This is a genomic window from Streptomyces sp. NPDC053432 (assembly GCF_055585365.1).
Window position 1 is genome coordinate 185731 of sequence record NZ_JBVJKF010000012.1, and the last position, 17661, is coordinate 203391.

Consider the following 17661-nt stretch of genomic DNA (forward strand, 5'->3'; position numbering starts at 1 on the left):
AAGACTGAGCCGATATGGCTACCACTTCGCTTGACCTTGCCAAGGTGCGCAACATCGGCATCATGGCTCACATCGACGCGGGCAAGACGACCACCACCGAGCGCATCCTGTTCTACACCGGTGTGTCGTACAAGATCGGTGAGGTCCACGACGGCGCTGCCACGATGGACTGGATGGAGCAGGAGCAGGAGCGCGGCATCACGATCACGTCTGCCGCGACGACCTGCCACTGGCCGCTCGAGGACGTCGACCACACCATCAACATCATCGACACCCCGGGTCACGTTGACTTCACCGTCGAGGTGGAGCGTTCGCTCCGCGTCCTCGACGGCGCCGTCACCGTGTTCGACGGTGTCGCCGGTGTGGAGCCGCAGTCCGAGACCGTTTGGCGTCAGGCCGACCGCTACGGCGTTCCGCGCATCTGCTTCGTCAACAAGCTCGACCGTACGGGCGCCGAGTTCCACCGCTGCGTCGACATGATCAAGGACCGCCTCGGTGCGGTTCCGATCGTCATGCAGCTCCCGATCGGTGCCGAGGCCGACTTCCAGGGTGTCGTCGACCTCGTCCGCATGAAGGCGCTCGTCTGGTCCGCCGAGGCGACCAAGGGCGAGATGTACGACATCGTCGACATCCCGGCCTCGCACACCGAGGTTGCCGAGGAGTGGCGCGGCAAGCTGGTCGAGACCGTCGCCGAGAACGACGACGAGATCATGGAGCTCTTCCTCAACGGCGACGAGCCGACCGAGGAGCAGCTGCACGCCGCCGTGCGCCGCATCATCCTGGGCTCCGGCAAGGGCAAGGGCGAGCCCACGATCACCGCGGTGTTCTGTGGCACGGCGTTCAAGAACAAGGGTGTTCAGCCCCTGCTCGACGCCGTCGTCCGCTACCTCCCGTCGCCGCTGGACATCGAGGCCATCGAGGGCCACGACGTCCGCGACGCCGAGACGGTCGTGAAGCGCAAGCCGTCGGACGAGGAGCCCCTCGCCGCGCTCGCGTTCAAGATCATGAGCGACCCGCACCTCGGTAAGCTCACCTTCGTCCGGGTTTACTCGGGCCGCCTGGAGGCCGGCACCGCGGTGCTGAACTCCGTCAAGGGCAAGAAGGAGCGCATCGGCAAGATCTACCGCATGCACGCGAACAAGCGTGAGGAGATCGACTCGGTGGGCGCCGGCGACATCGTCGCCGTGATGGGCCTGAAGCAGACCACCACCGGTGAGACGCTCTGTGACGACAAGCAGCCCGTGATCCTGGAGTCCATGGACTTCCCGGCTCCGGTCATCCAGGTCGCCATCGAGCCCAAGTCCAAGGGTGACCAGGAGAAGCTGGGTGTCGCCATCCAGCGTCTCGCGGAGGAGGACCCCTCCTTCCACGTTCACTCGGACGAGGAGACCGGCCAGACCATCCTCGGCGGTATGGGCGAGCTGCACCTCGAGGTGCTGGTCGACCGTATGAAGCGCGAGTTCAAGGTCGAGGCCAACGTCGGCAAGCCGCAGGTGGCCTACCGCGAGACGATCCGCAAGGCCGTCGAGCGTCACGACTACACCCACAAGAAGCAGACCGGTGGTACCGGTCAGTTCGCCAAGGTGCAGATCGCGATCGAGCCCATCACCGAGGCCGACGGCCCGGCGTACGAGTTCGTGAACAAGGTCACCGGTGGCCGCGTGCCGAAGGAGTACATCCCTTCGGTGGACGCCGGTGCGCAGGAGGCCATGCAGTTCGGCATCCTGGCCGGCTACGAGATGACGGGCGTCCGCGTCACGCTTCTCGACGGTGGCTACCACGAGGTCGACTCCTCCGAGCTCGCGTTCAAGATCGCCGGCTCGCAGGCCTTCAAGGAGGCCGCGCGCAAGGCTTCGCCCGTTCTGCTCGAGCCGATGATGGCCGTTGAGGTCACCACGCCCGAGGAGTCCATGGGTGATGTCATTGGTGACATCAACTCCCGCCGTGGCCAGATCCAGGCCATGGAGGACCGTCACGGAGCCAAGATCGTCAAGGGCCTCGTGCCCCTCTCGGAGATGTTCGGCTACGTCGGCGACCTCCGCAGCAAGACCTCGGGTCGCGCCAGCTACTCGATGCAGTTCGACTCCTACGCCGAGGTTCCCCGGAACGTCGCCGAGGAGATCATCGCGAAGGCCAAGGGCGAGTAACTCTTCCGAGTTCACGTTTTAGGCTTGCCACCGGAGCCTCTGGGGCAACAGGAGCAATCTCCCGTTGCCCCGGGGGAACCGGCTATCCAGCAAAGATCACCTGGCGCCGATGAGTTAAGGCGTACAGAACCACTCTCAGGAGGACCCCGTGGCGAAGGCGAAGTTCGAGCGGACTAAGCCGCACGTCAACATCGGCACCATCGGTCACATTGACCACGGTAAGACGACCCTCACGGCCGCCATTACCAAGGTGCTGCACGACAAGTACCCGGACCTGAACGCGGCCTCGGCGTTCGACCAGATCGACAAGGCTCCTGAGGAGCGCCAGCGCGGTATCACCATCTCCATCGCGCACGTCGAGTACCAGACCGAGGCGCGTCACTACGCCCACGTCGACTGCCCGGGTCACGCTGACTACATCAAGAACATGATCACCGGTGCCGCGCAGATGGACGGCGCGATCCTCGTGGTCGCCGCCACCGACGGCCCGATGCCGCAGACCAAGGAGCACGTGCTCCTGGCCCGCCAGGTCGGCGTTCCGTACATCGTCGTCGCCCTGAACAAGGCCGACATGGTGGACGACGAGGAGATCCTGGAGCTCGTCGAGCTCGAGGTCCGTGAGCTGCTCTCCGAGTACGAGTTCCCGGGCGACGACCTGCCGGTCGTCCGCGTCTCCGCGCTGAAGGCGCTCGAGGGCGACAAGGAGTGGGGCGACAAGCTCCTCGGCCTGATGGACGCCGTCGACGAGGCCATCCCGACCCCGCCGCGTGACACCGAGAAGCCGTTCCTCATGCCCGTCGAGGACGTCTTCACGATCACCGGTCGCGGTACGGTCGTCACCGGCCGTATCGAGCGTGGTGTCCTGAAGGTCAACGAGACCGTCGACATCATCGGTATCAAGGAAGAGAAGACCACCACCACGGTCACCGGTATCGAGATGTTCCGCAAGCTGCTCGACGAGGGCCAGGCCGGTGAGAACGTCGGTCTGCTCCTCCGTGGCATCAAGCGCGAGGACGTCGAGCGCGGCCAGGTCATCATCAAGCCCGGTTCGGTCACCCCGCACACCGAGTTCGAGGCCCAGGCCTACATCCTGTCGAAGGACGAGGGTGGCCGTCACACCCCGTTCTTCAACAACTACCGTCCGCAGTTCTACTTCCGTACCACGGACGTCACGGGTGTCGTCACCCTGCCGGCCGGCACGGAGATGGTCATGCCGGGCGACAACACCGAGATGTCGGTCGCGCTGATCCAGCCGGTCGCCATGGAGGAGGGCCTGAAGTTCGCCATCCGTGAGGGTGGTCGTACCGTGGGCGCCGGCCAGGTCACCAAGATCACGAAGTAATTCGTGTTCTGACCTGGTAGCTCGTTCGACGAGCACCAAGTTGCACTGAAGGGCCCCGTCCCACCGCTCCGGCGGTGGGACGGGGCCCTTCGGCGTGCCGGTGGCCCGACGCGGGGGGAGAGCTCACCGCGGGACGAGCCGTCATCCCTTCGGGTGCGCTGCGGATGCCCGGCGGCGCCCGGCGGGTGAGGCTGCGGTAGAGGCAGACACCACCGCAGAGACGAGGACCGAGCACCATGCGTGAAATCGGAGGAGCCAGGCTCCGGTACGTCGGCGTCATCACCGGGGCGGCGCTGCTGCTCACGGCCACGGCCTGCTCGACCGGCAAGACCACCGTGGGCCAGCTCAGCTTCCGGGCCGAGGACTCGCCGGTCCTGCTCAGCTACTCGAACACGCCCGTCCAGGGCTGCCACAAGATCGGCCTCCCGCGCGGCGCGTCCCACGTCTACAACAACACCCTCGTCGACGTGATCATGTACAGGACGCCGGACTGCCAGAAGAGCGACAGGGCGCCCGGCATCTACATCCCGCAGTCCACCTCGAACGTGACGGCCACCGGCAGTCTGCCCTGGCGCAGTTTCTCCGTCGTCCACTGACGGCCCGGCGGGCCGGGCTGCGGTACGACGAAAGGGCCGCATCCCCGGTGAACGGGATGCGGCCCTCTTCGCGCGGGTGCGCCGGCGGTCAGCTCACGCGGAGCGACTCGGTGAACTCCTTGCAGGCCGCGTAGTCGGGCAGCAGCCCGGTCGCGATCGCGTCGGCCAGCGACGGGGCGGCCTCGTCGCGGGCGGAGAGCAGCGGGACCTCGGCCGGCCACTCGATGCCCAGGTCGGCGTCGAGCGGGTGCACGGAGTGCTCGCCGGTCGGGTTGTAGGTCTCCGAGCAGAGGTAGGAGAGCGTGGCGTCGTCGCTGAGCGCGCAGAAGCCGTGGCCCAGGCCCTCGGGGATGTAGACCGCGCGGCGGTCCACGTCGTCGAGGCGGACGCCCTCCCACGTGCCGAAGGTCGGGGAGCCGACGCGCAGGTCCACGATCACGTCGAGGACGGCGCCGCGCACGCAGGTCACGTACTTGGCCTGGCCGCGCGGGACGTCGGCGAAGTGGATGCCGCGGACCACACCGGCCGAGGAGACCGAGAGGTTCGCCTGCGCCAGGTTCAGCGGGTGCCCGACGACCTCGGCCAGCCGGTCGAAGCGGTACCACTCGGTGAACAGGCCGCGCGGGTCGCCGTGCAGCTGCGGGGTGATCTCGAAGGCGCCCTCGATGGAGAGCTCGCGGAACTTCATCGGGCGTCCTCCTCGGCGAGCAGCTGCAGCAGGTAGTCGCCGTAGCCGCTCTTGGTCAGCGGTTCGGCCAGTTCGCGCAGCTGCGCGGAGTCGATCAGGCCGGCCCGCCAGGCCGCCTCCTCGATGCAGCCGATCTTGAAGCCCTGGCGTTCCTCGATCACGCGGACGAACTCGGAGGCCTGGACCATCGACACGAACGTGCCGGTGTCGAGCCAGGCGGTACCCCGGTCGAGGATCGTCACGTTCAGCTCGCCGGCCTGCAGGTAGGCGTCGTTGACGGCGGTGATCTCCAGCTCGCCGCGGGCGCTGGGCTCCAGCCCGCGGGCTATCTCCACGACCCGGTTGTCGTAGAAGTACAGACCCGGCACCGCGTAGCGGGACTTGGGCCGGGCCGGCTTCTCCTCGATGGAGATGGCCTGGCCGGTCTCGTCGAACTCGACGACGCCGTACGCCGTCGGGTCCGCCACCGGGTACGCGAACACCCGGCCGCCCTTGGCGTCGGTGTGCTGCGCGAGGCGGGTGCCGAGACCACTGCCGTGGAAGATGTTGTCGCCGAGGATCAGTGCGACGGACTCGTCACCGATGAAGTCGGCGCCGAGGACGAAGGCCTGGGCGATGCCCTCCGGGCGCTCCTGGACGGCGTACTCCAGCCGCAGCCCGAACTGCGAGCCGTCGCCGAGCAGTCGCTCGAACTGGGCCCGGTCGTCAGGGGTCGTGATGATCAGGATCTCGCTGATGCCCGCCATCACCAGGGTGGAGAGCGGGTAGTAGATCATCGGCTTGTCGAAGACGGGGAGCAGCTGCTTCGAGACTGCCCGCGTCAGCGGCCACAGTCGCGATCCGGTGCCACCGGCCAAGAGGATTCCACGCATGGGGAGAACCCTATGCGAGGGGCCGTGGGGGAGCCGCGCCCAGGGCATGTGACGTTCGGCAGGCGGCTAGACTCTTCGTATTATGCGCATCCTCGTGACCGGCGGCGCCGGCTTCATCGGTTCAGAATTCGTTCGCCAGCAGCTCGGTGCAGATGCCACGGCGCAGATCACTGTCTTCGACAAGCTGACGTACTCCGGCGTCGAGGCCAATCTCGCCCCGGTCGCCGACCACCCCGGATACCGCTTCGTCAAGGGCGACATCTGCGACGCCGAGGCCGTCGACCGTGTGATGGCCGGTCACGACGTGGTCGTGCACTTCGCCGCCGAGTCCCACGTGGACCGCTCGATCGCCGGCGCGGGCCCGTTCGTGATGACCAACGTCGTCGGTACGCAGGTCCTGCTGGACGCCGCCCGCAAGCACGGCGTCGGCCGCTTCGTCCACATCTCCACCGACGAGGTCTACGGCTCGATCAGCGAGGGCTCCTGGACGGAGGAGTGGCCGCTGGTGCCGAACTCCCCGTACTCCGCCTCGAAGGCGTCGTCCGACCTGCTGGCTCTGGCGTACCACCGCACCCACGGGATGGACGTGGTGGTCACCCGCTGCTCCAACAACTACGGGCACTACCAGTTCCCGGAGAAGGTCATCCCGCTGTTCGTCTCGAACCTGATGGACGGCAAGAAGGTCCCGCTGTACGGCGACGGCGGCAACGTCCGCGACTGGCTGCACGTCTCGGACCACTGCCGCGGCATCGACCTGGCCATGCGCAAGGGCCGCGCCGGCGAGGTCTACAACATCGGCGGCGGCACCGAGCTCACCAACAAGGAGCTCACCGGCGTCCTGCTGGAAGCCGCAGGCCTCGGCTGGGAGATGGTCGAGCGGGTCGAGGACCGCAAGGGCCACGACCTGCGCTACTCCATCGACATCAGCAAGATCGGCGCCGAGCTGGGCTACGCCCCGCAGGTCACGTTCGAGGACGGCATCAAGGCCACCATCGACTGGTACCGCGAGAACCGCGCCTGGTGGGAGCCGCTGAAGGCGAAGGCGGCCCTGCAGAAGTGAGCACCGACCCGCGAGCCGGGCGCTGGCTCGTCACCGGCGCGGCCGGGATGCTCGGCCAGGACGTCCTGGCCGTCCTGAAGGACGCCGGCATCGAGGCGGCGGGCCTGCGCCGCGCCGACCTCGACATCACCGACCCGGACGCGGTCCGCGCCGCCGTCGAGGGGGCCGCCGTCGTCGTGAACTGCGCCGCCTGGACGGACGTCGACGGGGCGGAGACGGCCGAGGAGGCCGCCACCGCCGTCAACGGCACCGGCGTACGGGTCCTCGCGGGGGCCTGCGCCGCCGCCGGGGCGCGGCTGCTGCACGTCTCCACCGACTACGTGCTGCCCGGCGACGCCGCGGAGCCGTACCGCGAGGACGCCGAGACCGGACCGGTCAACGCCTACGGCCGTACCAAGCTGGCCGGCGAGCAGGCCGTCGCCGAACTCCTGCCGCAGGACGGCTACGTGGTCCGGACGGCCTGGCTGTACGGCGAGCACGGCCCGAACTTCGTCGCGACCATGCTGAAGCTGGCCGCGCAGCGCGACACCCTCGACGTGGTCGACGACCAGCACGGCCAGCCCACCTGGTCCCTCGCGCTGGCCCGCCGCCTCGTCGAGCTCGGCCTCGCCGCGCTCGAAGGCAGGGCCCCGGGCGGGGTCTACCACGGCACCGCCAGCGGCCGGACCACCTGGATGGGGCTGGCCCGTGAGACGTACCGGCTGAGCGGGCTCGACCCGGAGCGGATCCGGCCCACCACCTCGGAGGCGTTCGTACGCCCCGCCGTCCGGCCGGCGTTCAGCGTGCTCGCGCACGATCGCTGGGCCGAAGCGGGCCTGGCCCCGCTCGCGGACTGGCGGGAGCAGCTGGCGGAGGCGCTCGGCGCCCCCGCCTTCACCACGCTGGCCACGCAGGCCCGGGACGGCCGGGCGGGATGAAAGCCCTGCTGAACAAGTTGAGCGCGGCCCTGCCGCCGGGCACCGTCGCGGTGGCCGGCGGCACCGTCGTGCTGGGCGCGGCCTCCTACGTCCACCTGGGCGTGGCGGGCCACAGCCTGTCCACCGACGACATGGCGAACGTCTCCGTGCTGTGGACGATCGTGATGTCCGTCGGCATCGGTCTGTTCTTCCCCGTCGAGCAGGAGCTCACGCGGATCGTCTCCGCCCGCACGGTCCTCGGCCGGGGCGCCGCCCCCGTGCTCCGCCGGGCCGCCCTGCTGACCGCGGGGATCCTCGGCGCGACCCTGCTCGCCCTGGGCCTCGCCGCCGGTCCCCTCGCGGACCTCCTGTTCCACGGCGACCGCTCGCTGGTCGCGGCGCTCGGCGCGGCTTTCGCGGGCATGGCCGTGTGCTACCTGACCCGGGGCGTGCTGGCCGGGCTCGGGCTGTTCCCCGCGTACGGCACCCAGCTCGCCGTGGACGGCGGCCTGCGGATCGTGCTCGCCTTCGCCTGCGCCCTCTCCGGGCTGCACTCGGCGCTCGACTTCAGCCTCGTCCTCGCGATCGCGCCGATCGCGGCGACCCTGGTGACGCTGCCCCCGCTGCTGCGCGGGGCCGGCCCCGGCGGCCCGATCGCCTGGCGCGAGCTGTACAACGGGCTCGGCCTGCTGATCTGCGCGACCCTGCTCTCCCAGGTGGTCGTCAACGCCGCCGTGATGAGCACCAAGCTGCTCGCACCCGCCGACAGCGTCCTGATCGCGGCGCTGCTGAACGCGCTGGTCCTGGCCCGCGTGCCGCTCTTCGTCTTCGGCTCGCTCCAGGCGTCCCTGCTCAGCGGCCTCAGCGCCGCGTTCACGGCGGGGGACCGGGTGGCCTTCTGGGCGATGCTGCGCCGGATCGGCGTGGTCGTCGGAGGGCTCGGTCTGCTCGGCGGCGTGCCCGCCACGGTCTTCGGGCCGTGGCTCATCCAGGTGCTGTTCGGTGCCAAGCCGGTACTGGGCTGCCTCGACTTCTTCCTGATGTCCGCGGGCACCGTCGCGTACATGTTCGCGATGGTCCTCGGACAGGCGCTCATGGTATTCAAGCGGCACAACCTGCAACTGCTGTGCTGGGTCCTCGGTACGGCGGTCCTTCTGGGCGTCACCTTCGTGCCGGGAGACGTGGCCTTGCGTGTGATCCTCGCCTACGCCCTCGGCTCCCTCGCCACCGTGCTCGCTATGCTGGCGGCTTTGAGGCTGAGCTTCCCCGGAGCGGCTGCGGGGGCCACCGGAGGACCAGGGCACATGGCCGACGCAAGCAGCCCGGGCGTGGGCGCTTCCAGGAGATGACCTTGCCGCGCCGAGACGCCTCACCGATCACCGAGTACTCGTTCGTGCCACATTCAGCTGGAGCTACCGTGTCCCAATACGACGATGTCTGGCTGGTCATACCGGCCTATAACGAGGGCCAGGTGATCGCCGACGTGGTCGAGGGGGCCCGCAAGACGTTCCCCAACATCGTCGTCGTCGACGACGGCAGCACCGACGACTCGGCCGAGCACATAGCGACCACCGGCGCCCACCTGGTGCGCCACCCCGTCAACCTCGGCCAGGGCGCGGCCCTGCAGACCGGCCTGACGTACGCGCTGGCCCAGCCCGGCGCCCGCTACTTCGCCACCTTCGACGCGGACGGTCAGCACCAGACCAAGGACGTCGAGAAGATGGTCGCCGTCCTGCGGGCCGACGAGGCCGACGTGGTGCTCGGCTCCCGGTTCATCGAGCAGAACGGCCAGGTGCCGTGGATCAAGCAGGTCGTGCTGCGCACGGCCGCCGCCGTCAGCCCCACCGCGCGCAAGCTCAAGCTCACCGACGCGCACAACGGTCTGCGCGTCCTGGGCCGTGAGGCCGCCGAGCAGCTGAACATCACCATGAACGGCATGGCCCACGCATCGGAGCTCGTCGGCTTCCTGGCCGGCTCCGGCCTGCGGGTCACCGAGGTGCCGGTGGACATCCTCTACACGGACTACTCGCGCGCCAAGGGGCAGTCCCTGATCAACGGCGTCAACATCCTTTTTGACATTTCGCTGCGGGAGCGTGGGCGTCGATGAAGTACTTCTGGATCCAGCTGCTCCTGATCGCCGGTTCGGTGTCGATGGCACTGATGTTCATACGGACCTGGGGCCAGGCCAAGAACCGGGCCTGGAAGCGCATCGCCTTCTCGGTGTTCGTCGTCGTCAACGTGTACGCGGTGCTCCGCCCGACCGACGTCACCTGGGTCGCCCAGCAGCTCGGCGTCGGCCGCGGCACGGACCTGGTGCTGTACGTGATGGTCCTCGCCATGGGCTTCCTCACGCTCAACACCTTCCTGCGCTTCCGCTCGCTGGAGAAGAAGATCACCGACCTGGCGCGGACCGTCGCCATCAGCGAGGGCATCCGGCACAACGACGCCCGGCTGCGCGGCGACGTCCCGGCGGCCCCGGAGGCTCCCCCGGCCGAGGCCGCCGCCGGCGCCCCCGCGGACTCCGACTCCGTGAAGGCCTGACGTCCCGTGGCTACCCCGACCTTCGACTTCATGCTCCCCTACTACGGGGACGTCCGGCTGATGCAGGACGCGGTGCGCAGCGTCCTGGCGCAGACCGACCCGGACTTCAGGCTCGTCGTGATCGACGACGGCAAGGAGCCGGACGTCCCCGGCTGGTTCGAACAGCTCGGTGACGAGCGGGTGCACTACACCCGCAACGAGCAGAACCTCGGCATCACCAAGAACTTCCAGAAGTGCGTGCAGCTCTCCGAGGCCGACTACGTGGTCATCATGGGCTGCGACGACCTGCTGCACCCGCACTACCTGGAGACCGTCCGCTCGGTCCTCGCCTCCCACCCCGGCACCGGCATGGTCCAGCCCGGCGTCGAGGTCATCGACGGCGACGGCCGGGTCACGGCCGGTCTCGTGGACAACACCAAGAAGCGGCTGTACGCACCGCAGGTGAAGGGCCGCCGGCTGATGGCCGGTGAGGAACTGGCCGCCAGCGTGCTGCGGGGTAACTGGCTCTACTTCCCCTCGATCGCCTGGCGCGGAGAAGCGCTGCGCAAGGTGAACTTCCGCGACGACTACTCGGTGATCCAGGACCTCGCGCTCGTCGTCGACCTGCTCGAAGAGGGCGAGGGAATGGTCATCGACAACTCCACCACGGTGTTCCAGTACCGCCGGCACGCGGTCAGCGAGTCGTCGGTACAGGCCTTCTCGGGCACCCGCTTCGCGGAGGCCGAGCGGTACTTCTCCGCGGTCGCCGCGCGCATGGACGCCCGCGGCTGGCCGAAGGCGGCCCGCGCGGCGCGCTTCCACAGCGCCTCGCGGCTGCACGCGCTCACGATGCTGCCCGGTGCCCTGCGCCGCGGGCAGCGCGACGGAGCCCGTACGCTCGCCCGGCACGCCTTCACCTCCGGGCAGAGCTGAGCGGCCCGCTCCGCCCCCGTACGAGAAACGGCCTGCCGCCGGTCCCAGGACCAGCGGCAGGCCGTTTTCCGTAGGAGCGCCCCTACTTCTTCGCGGCGGGGACGTCCCTCTTGCCCCGCAGAGGCGGGGTGTACGGCTCGCACTTGCCCTTGGGCGCGTACTTGGGGCACGTCCCGTCCGGCTGCCGCATGGTGTGCGAGCGCCAGGCGAGCTGCCCCATCCCGCCCTTGGCGGGGTCCTTCGGCATGATGTTGTCCGCCGTCGAGGAGCCGGCCGTGCCGAAGAGCAGTCCCAGCGCGGCGAGCGCGCCGACGACCACGGCCCTGGGCCGGGAGGTGAGGGCCGGCCGGGCCCGGGCGGACAGCGGCACCTCCACCTCGTGGGCGCGCGCCCACGCCCGGACCCGCCCGGCCGCGAAGTACACCGCGAGGCCGGTCAGCGCGATCAGGCAGTACATGATCTGGTGGCTGGTGCGCGGGTAGAGCTGCACCGCCTGGTCGCGCTCCATGTGGGAGGCGTACCAGTAGCGCAGGAAGAACGCGCTCGCCGTGCACGCCGCCAGGGTCATCACCAGCGGGTGGCGCAGCCCGAGGGCGAGGGCCACGCCCAGCCCCAGCATCAGGACGATGCTGAAGAGGCCGACACCGCCGAGCTCTCCGAGCGGCGGCCAGCCGAGCAGGTGTTGCGGGCTCGGCATGTCGGCGCCCCACATGGCGAAGTACGCCGGGTCGCTGGCCGTGTCGAAGTAGAAGTACGTGTCCTTGGTCGTGCCGCTGGCCGAGAGCAGCTGCACGAAGTAGGAGCCGGCCAGGGCGAAGAACACCACGAGCGTCGCGCTCAGCGGAACCAGGCCCTCCCCCAGGGCGCGAATCCCGCCCGCGCGGAAGAGGTGGACCAGCAGCATCGTGAAGAGGACGACGACACCGACCGAGGACCACACGAACCAGCCCGCGTACAGCAGGAACAGACCCGCGAGCAGCAGCCCGAGACCGGCGCCGACGGCCAGGGCCCGCTTCCGGCCGAGCGCGGAGGAGCGCAGCACCACCTGGGCGAGCTTGGCGAAGACCGGGATGACGACCATCAGGACGAGCGGGGAGTACGGCTTGTACGGGTCGACCAGCGGCAGCGTCGCGGTCACGCCGATGCCGAGGGCCCACAGCGGGGGCAGCAGCATCCGCCAGGCCAGATAGGCGGCGGGGCCGGTGAGCGCGAGGAAGCCGATCATCACCCACTTCGTGGCCTTCGGCACGTCCCCGTCGAAGAGGTTCTCCGCCGCCCAGGCGAGCAGGTGCGGGAAGCCGGGCGGGTACGACGGCGGGAGCGTCACGCCGTCGATGACGTCGTACGCCCACTGCTGGAGGTTGCCGACGTCGCCGATGTTGGCGTAGATCGGCCAGTCGGTGCCGCGCAGCGCCACGATGCTGCCCGAGGCGGTCACCCCGGTGGCCAGACCCGCGACCGCCGCGGCGCCGATGCGCACGGCCGCTCCCGGCAGCAGCCGCGCGACGAGCCCGTACACCAGGAGGGAGGCGGCCAGCAGGGCCAGGAACCGCAGCTGGATGCCCGCCAGACCGCTGACCTGCCCGATTCGTGTCATCGGGTTCACGTGCAGGCGCATGCACAGCACGATGAGCGCCAGCGCGGCGGTGAGCGCGGTGACCGCCTCGGCCGAGACGAGGGCGAAGGTCCTGGGAAGGCCGCCTCCGCGTAGGCGTGGCGCCCGGCGCTCGGCTGCCGGTGCCGGGATGGGGACCGGCGCGGGAGCGGTTTCTATCATGACGCGCCACCCTACCGGCCGGTGCATACACTGAGCGATTCCTTGGCCCGAGGGAATCGCCACGGCTTTTACCGCATCTTGGTACGGTTGCGGCGGGGGAGCACGGGGCGTACAGGACCTCGTGCGGGGAAGCGCCCGAGCCATCCGCTTCGAAGCGCCGACGGCTCCGCTTCGTTCTCCGCGCTCATCACGCCGCGTGTCCGCACGCGCGCGGCCGCACGACCAGCAGCTCGGATACCAGACCAGACAGGGAGTGCCCCGCGTGCAGTCGGCAACCGAAACCCTGGACGCGGCGGATACGCCCGTTCCCGAGCGGACCGCGACACCGGAGCGGCCGCGACGGCTGCTCGAACCACGGACCTGGGTCGGCAAGCGGGGGTTCTGGCCGGCGGCACTGCTCGGCGGATACCTGGTACAGGTGCTGTTCCGCCTCTTCCTCGTGCGGGGCAACAGCTTCCCCTCGGTCCACGCGGACGAGGCCTCCTACCTGGTGCTGGCCCGGGTGCTCGCGGGAGGGACCACGACGGAGATGCCCGTCGGGTCGGTCATCCCCGGCGGCTACCCGCTGCTGATCTCCCCGGCCATGTGGTTCACGGACGATCCGGTCACCGCGTACCGGCTGGTCATGGTCATCAACACGCTGATCAACGCCCTGGTCTTCCCGCTCGCCTACGCCGCCCTGCGGCGGCTCGACCTGTCCAGGGGCCTGTCGGTCCTGACGGCCATGGCGGCGGCCCTGATGCCGCCCGTGGTCTTCTACTCCGAGTTCGTCATGTCGGACACCCTGCTCCCGGTGGTCCTCCTCGCGTGGCTGATCGCCATGCACGGCTGGCTGAGCGAGGGCGACGCCCGCCACCGCCTCCGGTACGGGGCGGCAACGGGACTCCTGGCCGGCGCCTCCATGGCCGTCCACGACCGCGGCGGCGTGGTCGTCGCCCTCACCGCCGTGGTGCTGCTGGGTGCCCTCGTCCTCAAGTGGGCGCCGCTGCGCTCCACCCTCGGCGCCTGGGGCGGGCTCGCGCTGTCCGTGCTGGCCGCGAAGCTGCTGTCCACCTGGCTGGAGGCCCGGTTCACGGACAACCCGCCGAGTTCGGTGGGCACGCAGGTCATGGACAACCTCGTCGACCCGGAGCTGCTGCGCCGCACGATCACCCGCTCGATCGGCCAGATCTGGTACTTCTCCGTCTCCTCCTGGGGCTTCGGCGCGCTCGCCGTCGCGCTGTGCGTGTTCGCCGTCTTCAGCAAGCGCTTCACGCGAGGCTCGCGCGTCGTCTCCTTCGTGATGGTCGCCCTGCTGTGCGGGATCGCGCTCGCGGCGGCCGCCGGACTGCCGGAGGACGGGGGGCGGATCGACAACTGGATCTACGCCCGCTACCTCGCCCCGCTCGTGCCCGCGTTCTTCGTGGTGGGCGTCGCCACCCTGCACCGCGCCCGGACCGGCGCGCTGCTGCGGCTGGCCGGGGCGGCGGCGCTGCTCGTCATGGTGACCGGCGCGTTCGTGATGTTCGTGGTCGGATCCGGCCTGCGGAAGCTGGAGATCATCAAGTGGGCCATGCCGGACGCCCTGTTCCTGGCCTCGGAGTGGACGAAGCTGCACATGGGGCGGACGGCCGCCGGAGCCCTGCTGGTGCTCGCGGCCTGCGTGCTCCTGCGCCTCGCCGGTGGACGCCGGGTCACCTGGGCCCTCGGGGTGTCGCTGGCTCTCTTCGCGATGTACGCGACGGCCACGGTCACCGCGAACGTCGCCAACGTGTTCCCGGAACGGAGCAAGGCCCAGGCCACGGGCTTCACCAAGGCCGCGGGGCTGCGGCCCGGCGAGAACCTGGTCATGGACTGGGACGTCGAGTGGGGCACGCGGATGGCGCAGACGTACGAGGTGTTCGAGGGCCGGGTCTGGACGCGGGACCTGGAGAACGGCGAACGGCCGCCGGCGAAGGCGGACGCGGCGCTCCTCCAGCTCGCCAAGGAGGACGCCACGCCGCAGGACACCTGGCCGCACGCGCCCGCGGGCTGGTACGTGGCCAAGGTGGACAAGAAGCACGGCTGGGTGCTCTGGCGCCGCCACTGAGACGTCCGGGGCCCCTGCCGGGGCCCGGTACCCCGCCGGTTTTCCCGGCATCCCCTGCCAGTAGCATCCGCCCGTTCGCAAGTGGCGGCACAGCTCTACTCAGGGGTTGGGGAAACACGTTGAAACTAGGACGAGTGCGCGGGACGGCTCTCGCCGCCGCTCTCGGGGTCGTGGCGGTACTCGGTTTCCAGGGAGCGGCCAACGGATTCGGCACGGACTCCCCGGACGAGAACGCCGGCGCCCGCTACCAGGCCTCCGGCAAGGCGAAGACGCCCGTCGTCGGCAAGGTCCACAAGCTGGCGCTCAAGCCGAAGGGGACCGGCAAGGCCGTCCTCTCCCAGCAGGAGACCAAGCCCTTCGGGCTCCTCGGTGTCTCCTGGAAGGACCCCTCCGCCCAGGTCCAGGGCACCATCGAGGCCCGCACCCGGGACGCCGAGACCGGCAAGTGGTCGAAGTGGATCACCCTTGACGTGGCCAAGGCCGGCCTCGACGGCAAGCGCCCCGGACTGCGCGGCGCAACCGAGCCCGTCTGGGTCGGCCCCTCCGACGGCGCCGAGGTCCGGGTGGGCGGCGGCACCGCCGAGCTCCCCGCCGGGATGGAACTGAACCTGGTCGACCCGGGCGCCGCCAAGCCCGCGAAGAAGGGCGACCTCGCCGCCGCCCCGGCCGCCTTCGCGCTCCCGGCGGCGGACCCGGTGCCCACCGACCCGCCCACCGTTCCGCCGTCGGTCCCCGGCCCCGACTCCACCGCGCCGAAGCCGGACGTGGTCTCGCGCGTCGCGTGGGGCGCCGACGAGTCCCTGAACAACGAGGGCCCGATCTACCTCCCCGGAGGCAGGATCAAGGCCGTCTTCGTCCACCACACCACGGGCGCGGCCTACGACTGCAGCGAGTCCGCGGCCATCGTCCGCAGCCTGCACGTCTTCCACGTGCAGTCCAACGGCTGGCGGGACCTGGGCTACAACTTCCTCGTCGACAAGTGCGGCACGGTCTTCGAGGGCCGCCAGGGCGGCGTCGACCAGCCCGTCAACGGCGCGCACACCTACGGCTGGAACGCCGAGTCGGCGGGCGTCGCCGTCCTCGGCGACTACACGAACGAGGGCGCCTCGCCCGCCGCGCTCGACGCCGTCGCGAGGATCGCCTCGTACAAGCTCGGCCAGTACGGCGGGGACATCAACGGCACGACGACGCTGGTCGCGGGCGACACCCAGACCAACTACTCGGGCACCAAGTTCACCAAGGGCGAGTCGTACCAGTTCAAGACGCTCTCGGGCCACCGGGACGGCTTCAACACCGAGTGCCCGGGCAACTCGCTCTACCCGCAGCTCGGCACGATCCGGGCGGCCGGCCCCGCCGCGGGGCTGAAGATCACCGGCGTGAACGGGTCGGCGCCGAAGCCGGGCACCCCCCTGGAGACCACCGTCGGACCGGTGTCCCTCTCCTGGGAGACCACCACGGCCCCCGCCCTGATCACCAAGTACGAGCTGCTCGTCGACGGCGCCCCGGTCGTGGACGCGGGCAAGGCGACCACCGCCTCGACGCCGCCGCTGGCCCTCGGCAACCACGACCTCCAGGTCCGGGCGACCACCACCAACGGCAAGGTGGCCACCAGCCTCCCGGTCACCGTCGTCGCCGTGGCGGCCAAGGACATCAAGTTCGTCCCCGTCACCCCGAACCGCCTCATGGACACCCGCACCGGACTCGGCGTGCGGGCCGGCAAGGTGCCCGGCGGCGGTGCGGTCACGCTCCCGGTCACCAGCGCGGAGATGAAGAACGTCACCGCGGTCGTCCTGAACGTGACGGCCACGAACCCGACGCAGGCCAGCTACGTCTCGGTCTACCCGGGCGACGCCTCCGCGCCGCGCCCCAACGCGTCGAACCTGAACTTCACCGCCGGCCAGACGATCCCCAACCTGGTGGTCGTCCCGGTCGCGGACGGCAAGGTCAGCTTCTACAACAACGCCGGCGGCGTCGACCTGATAGCCGACATCACCGGCTACTTCACCTCCAGCGGCGAGGGCGCCACGCAGACCAGCTACGGCCCGACCCGCCTGATGGACACCCGTGAGGGCCTCGGCGTCCCCCGGCAGAAGGTGGCCGGCGGCACCGCGGTCAGCCTCGACATCCCGGTCCCCGGAGCCAAGGCCGTCGTGCTGAACGTGACGGCGACCAACGCGACCCAGGCCAGTTACGTGTCGGTCTACCCGGGCGGCACGACCGCCCCGCGCCCCACGGCGTCGAACCTGAACTTCACCGCCGGCCAGACGATCCCCAACCTGGTGATCGTCCCCGTGGTCGACGGCAAGGTCAGCTTCTACAACAACGCGGGCACCGTCGACCTGATCGCCGACATCACCGGCTACTTCTCGGACAGCACCGCGGGATCGACGCAGACCAACATCGGCCCCAAGCGCCTCATGGACACCCGTGAGGGCCTGGGCGTCCCGCAGAAGCCCGTCGCGGGCGGCTCCACGGTCACCCTCCAGCTCACGGGCGCCGAGGGCGTCCTGCCCGCCGGGGTCACGGCCGTCGTGCTGAACGTGACGGCGACGAACCCGACCCAGGCCAGTTACGTGTCGGTCTACCCGGGCGGCGCGACGGCCCCCCGTCCCACCGCCTCGAACCTGAACTTCACCGGCGGCCAGACGATCCCGAACCTGGTGATCGTCCCCGTGGTCGACGGGAAGGTCACCTTCTACAACAACGCCGGGTCCGTGGATCTCCTCGCGGACATCACCGGGTATTTCAGCAAGTGATCTAAT

General features: G+C 69.9%; 14 protein-coding genes. 11 read left to right on the top strand and 3 right to left on the bottom strand.

From position 1 onward, the window contains the following. Positions 1-14 precede the first annotated feature (14 nt). The 3 genes from fusA (at position 15) to ACZ6Y1_RS21435 (ending at position 4085) form a co-directional block, all read left to right on the top strand. Positions 15-2147, top strand: coding sequence for an elongation factor G (fusA, locus tag ACZ6Y1_RS21425; RefSeq protein WP_376662002.1), 2133 nt, complete (start codon positions 15-17; stop codon positions 2145-2147). Positions 2148-2295: 148 nt separating this feature from the next. After that, positions 2296-3489 (top strand): elongation factor Tu, encoded by a 1194-nt coding sequence (gene tuf / locus ACZ6Y1_RS21430; RefSeq protein WP_352214024.1) that lies wholly within the window; start codon positions 2296-2298, stop codon positions 3487-3489. Between the two features lie 236 nt (positions 3490-3725). Beyond that, complete coding sequence (locus tag ACZ6Y1_RS21435; protein ID WP_469631917.1) at positions 3726-4085, top strand: hypothetical protein; 360 nt, start codon at positions 3726-3728, stop codon at positions 4083-4085. An 88-nt stretch (positions 4086-4173) separates the two neighbouring features. Here ACZ6Y1_RS21435 and rfbC read toward each other — a convergent pair whose 3' ends face one another. Both rfbC and rfbA read right to left on the bottom strand, forming a co-directional pair. Next, positions 4174-4773: a dTDP-4-dehydrorhamnose 3,5-epimerase gene (rfbC, locus tag ACZ6Y1_RS21440; protein WP_469631919.1), complete on the bottom strand. Its 600-nt coding sequence runs from the start codon at positions 4771-4773 to the stop codon at positions 4174-4176. Then, on the bottom strand, positions 4770-5645 hold the full coding sequence (rfbA, locus tag ACZ6Y1_RS21445) for a glucose-1-phosphate thymidylyltransferase RfbA (protein ID WP_469631921.1): 876 nt from the start codon (positions 5643-5645) through the stop codon (positions 4770-4772). Before rfbA ends, rfbC begins: the two co-directional genes overlap by 4 nt. Before the next feature lie 82 nt (positions 5646-5727). On the opposite strand from rfbA, the gene rfbB reads away from it, so the two are divergent. From rfbB to ACZ6Y1_RS21475, 6 genes are all read left to right on the top strand, one after another. Beyond that, complete coding sequence (gene rfbB / locus ACZ6Y1_RS21450) at positions 5728-6705, top strand: dTDP-glucose 4,6-dehydratase (protein ID WP_469631923.1); 978 nt, start codon at positions 5728-5730, stop codon at positions 6703-6705. Then, positions 6702-7622, top strand: a complete 921-nt coding sequence (rfbD, locus tag ACZ6Y1_RS21455; protein WP_469631926.1) for a dTDP-4-dehydrorhamnose reductase — start codon at positions 6702-6704, stop codon at positions 7620-7622. Before rfbB ends, rfbD begins: the two co-directional genes overlap by 4 nt. After that, positions 7619-8950, top strand: a complete 1332-nt coding sequence (locus tag ACZ6Y1_RS21460; protein WP_469631928.1) for a polysaccharide biosynthesis protein — start codon at positions 7619-7621, stop codon at positions 8948-8950. The genes rfbD and ACZ6Y1_RS21460 overlap by 4 nt, the downstream gene beginning before the upstream one ends. Before the next feature lie 68 nt (positions 8951-9018). Continuing rightward, a complete protein-coding gene (locus ACZ6Y1_RS21465; protein ID WP_469631931.1) occupies positions 9019-9708 on the top strand; it encodes a glycosyltransferase family 2 protein in 690 nt (229 codons plus the stop codon). Further along, positions 9705-10142: a DUF2304 family protein gene (locus tag ACZ6Y1_RS21470; protein ID WP_469631934.1), complete on the top strand. Its 438-nt coding sequence runs from the start codon at positions 9705-9707 to the stop codon at positions 10140-10142. Before ACZ6Y1_RS21465 ends, ACZ6Y1_RS21470 begins: the two co-directional genes overlap by 4 nt. Positions 10143-10148: 6 nt before the next feature. Then, positions 10149-11054, top strand: coding sequence for a glycosyltransferase family 2 protein (locus tag ACZ6Y1_RS21475; RefSeq protein WP_469631937.1), 906 nt, complete (start codon positions 10149-10151; stop codon positions 11052-11054). 82 nt (positions 11055-11136) lie between these two features. On the opposite strand, the gene ACZ6Y1_RS21480 is transcribed toward ACZ6Y1_RS21475, so the two are convergent. After that, positions 11137-12831, bottom strand: coding sequence for a hypothetical protein (locus ACZ6Y1_RS21480; RefSeq protein WP_469631939.1), 1695 nt, complete (start codon positions 12829-12831; stop codon positions 11137-11139). A 262-nt stretch (positions 12832-13093) separates the two neighbouring features. Here ACZ6Y1_RS21480 and ACZ6Y1_RS21485 point away from each other — a divergent pair, with 262 nt between their 5' ends. Together ACZ6Y1_RS21485 and ACZ6Y1_RS21490 are read left to right on the top strand one after the other, a co-directional pair. Beyond that, the gene (locus tag ACZ6Y1_RS21485) at positions 13094-14899 is read left to right on the top strand and encodes a hypothetical protein (RefSeq protein ID WP_469631942.1); all 1806 of its coding nucleotides are present in this window, start codon (positions 13094-13096) and stop codon (positions 14897-14899) included. Positions 14900-15033: 134 nt separating this feature from the next. Beyond that, positions 15034-17655 carry an N-acetylmuramoyl-L-alanine amidase gene (locus ACZ6Y1_RS21490; RefSeq protein ID WP_469631945.1) on the top strand — a complete coding sequence of 874 codons (2622 nt, stop codon included), beginning with the start codon at positions 15034-15036 and terminating at the stop codon, positions 17653-17655. Positions 17656-17661: the final 6 nt, after the last annotated feature.